At 70.0% G+C, this 2715-nt stretch carries 3 protein-coding genes and 1 pseudogene; all 4 read right to left on the bottom strand.

Translation table 11 applies throughout. The features are described 5' to 3' along the window. Positions 1 to 172 precede the first annotated feature (172 nt). Positions 173 to 595, bottom strand: a complete 423-nt coding sequence (locus NI18_RS20075) for a 23S rRNA (pseudouridine(1915)-N(3))-methyltransferase RlmH (RefSeq protein WP_031395979.1) — start codon at positions 593 to 595, stop codon at positions 173 to 175. A 16-nt stretch (positions 596 to 611) separates the two neighbouring features. Further along, entirely contained in the window at positions 612 to 1025 is a 414-nt protein-coding gene (rsfS, locus tag NI18_RS20070) for a ribosome silencing factor (protein WP_031395980.1), read from the bottom strand. 13 nt (positions 1026 to 1038) lie between these two features. After that, a pseudogene (locus NI18_RS20065) lies at positions 1039 to 1640 on the bottom strand (nicotinate-nucleotide adenylyltransferase). Between the two features lie 33 nt (positions 1641 to 1673). Next, positions 1674 to 2715: glutamate-5-semialdehyde dehydrogenase (locus tag NI18_RS20060; protein ID WP_037532811.1), on the bottom strand; the 1042-nt coding region annotated here is incomplete at its 5' end.

The raw sequence follows: 2715 nt of genomic DNA, 5'->3' as shown, positions 1-2715 counted from the left end.
GCTCGCAGGGCGCGTATCGCCGCGATCCGCGCGCCGCGCCTTGCCTCGATCAGTCGCTGCTGCGGTGTCGCCGCCGCGCTCGCGCGCGGGGTGGCGGCAAGACCAAGGGCGACTGCCGCGAACAGCAACAGCACCGCCGATGACAGGCGCGATGACGCGGTGATCCGCACGATCAGCCTTCGCGGTGATACGGGTGGTTGGCCAGGATGCTCGTCGCACGGAAGAGCTGTTCGGCGAGCATCGCCCGGGCCAGCAGATGCGGCCAGGTCGCGCGGCCGAAGGAGACCAGCAGGTCGGCCTCGTCGCGCGCGGCGTCGTCGAACCCGTCGGCCGCACCGATCATGAACCGGGCCTCGCGCACGCCGTCGTCACGCCACCGCTCGAGCACGCGCGCGAACGCCATGGACGACAGGACGTCGCCCTTTTCGTCGAGCAGGATCCGCCGGGTCTGGTCGCCGACCGGGGGAATCCGCCCCCCGGTGTCGGGAAGCTCGGACACCTTGGTCGGCCAGGCGATCCGCTTCAGATAGCGATCAACGAGTTCGGCTTCGGGCGATCGCCCGATCCGGCCGCGGGCGACGATATGCAGCAGCATCGCCCGCGCACCCGGATCAGTCTTGGTCGGACAGGTCGGCGAACGGAGCGGTCGGTGGCGTCGGCGCATCGCCGAACGCCCACATCCGCTCGAGATTGTAGAAGCTGCGGACTTCGGGGCGGAACAGGTGGACGATGATGTCGGTGGCGTCGATCAGGACCCAGTCCGCGGTCGGCAGCCCCTCGATCTTCACCGGACGCTTGAACTCGGCCTTGATACGCTCGGCCAGCTTCTGTGCCATCGAGGCGACCTGGCGGGTCGAACGGCCGCTGGCGATCACCATGTAATCGGCGATGCTCGTCTTGCCCGCGAGCGGGATCGAGATGGTCTCGACCGCCTGGTCGTCATCGAGCGACGCGAGGATCAGGCGATGCAGCGCCTCAACCTCTTCGGGGTCGGTCGCGCGAGGGGCAGTAGGGGAAGTGGCCAAGTCAGCTCCTGGGTCAGGTTACCGGCCCGGCAACATGCTGGAACCAGTCGGGATTTTCGGCGCGCAGGCCGGTTGCGGAGGTCGGGTCGGGTCGGAAGCGCAACAGCACAAGGGCCGGCAATCTCCACGTCGTCCAGCTCTTCGCATGGTCTGTGCGCCGTTGGAAGCGCCGCAGCCAACCCATCGCGGGGGCCGCGAGGGCGCGCCCGTCATATCCCGGCCGAGCGATTACCGCAATCGGAACCTCGCGGGCGATCGCGCGCCAGTTCTTCCACCGGTGGAAGTCGGCGAGATTGTCCGCACCCATCAGCCAGATGAAGCGGATCTTCGGATGGCGCCGCCTGAGCTTGCGGATCGTGTCGAGCGTGTAGCGGGTGTGGAGCCGGGTCTCGATATCGGTGGCGCGGATCGGCGCGCGCCGCGCCATCCGTCGCGCCGAGGCGAGCCGCGCGGACAGCGGCGCCATGTCGCGCGCCGCCTCTTTCAGCGGATTGCCCGGCGAGACGAGCCACCACGCCTCGTCGAGCGCGAGCGCCTCGATCGCCGACAGCGTGATCGCGCGGTGCCCCGGTGCGCCGGGTTGAACGATCCGCCGAGAATTGCGACGCGGGTCATGGCGTCACGCGCGACGCCGATCGGCCCGACACCTCACCCGCGCACCTGCCCCGTGCCACGCCCGATCCACTTGTAGGTCGTCAGCCCCTCGAGAGCGACCGGGCCGCGCGCGTGGAGCCGCCCGGTGGCGATGCCGATCTCAGCACCCAGCCCGAATTCGCCGCCATCGGCAAACTGGGTCGAGGCGTTCCACAGCACGATCGCGCTGTCGACCTGCGCGAGAAACCGCTCGGCGACGTCCGCATCGGCCGCGACGATCGCATCGGTATGGTGCGACCCGTGCCGCGCGATATGCGCGACCGCGCCGTCCAGTCCGTCGACGATCGCGACCGCGGCGATCGCGTCGAGATATTCGGTATCCCAGTCCGCCGCGTCCGCCGCCGCGATTTCGGGCACGAGCGCGATCGCAGCCGCATCGCCCCGCACGACACAGCCTGTATCGGCCAGATGGCGGATCAGCGACGCCGCGCCAGCATAGCCGCGGTCGATCAGCAGCGTCTCCATCGCGCCGCAAATGCCGGTCCGGCGCATCTTCGCATCGACCACCACCGCCGCCGCCATCGCGGGGTCCGCGGACGCATCGACATAGACATGGTTGATCCCGTCGAGATGCGCGAGCACCGGCACGCGCGCCTCGGCCTGGACGCGCGCGACCAGGCTCTTGCCGCCGCGCGGGATGATCAGGTCGATCGCGCCGTCTGCCTTGAGCATCGCGCCGACCGCCGCGCGGTCGGTGGTCGGGACCAGCTGCACCGCGTCCGCGGGGACCCCGCCCGCGGCCAAGCCCTCGATCAACGCGGCGTGGATCGCGCGATTGCTCGCCACGGCTTCCGATCCGCCGCGCAGGATCGCGGCATTGCCTGCCATTACGCACAACGCCGCGGCGTCGGCGGTCACGTTCGGCCGGCTTTCATAGATGATCCCGATCACGCCGATCGGTACGCGGACCCGGCTGAGGACGAGGCCATTGGGACGTGCGCGCGAATCCATGATCTGGCCGACCGGATCGGCGAGCGCGGCAACCGCGGCGACGCCGTCCGCCATCGCCGCGATCCGCCCGGGATCGAGCCGCAAC

The organism is Sphingomonas sp. Ant20, from assembly GCF_000783375.1.
GTDB classification, from domain to species: Bacteria; Pseudomonadota; Alphaproteobacteria; order Sphingomonadales; family Sphingomonadaceae; genus Sphingomonas; species Sphingomonas aerolata.
Note: the sequence above shows the minus strand (reverse complement) of the source record. Positions and strands in the feature narration are given on the sequence as shown.

What these genes read in the sequence shown, in the direction of transcription:
- NI18_RS20075 (WP_031395979.1), bottom strand. Translation starts at nt 595, where the DNA reads ATGCTGCTGCATATCGTCGCCCGCGGCCGGATCGGGCGATCGCCCGAA.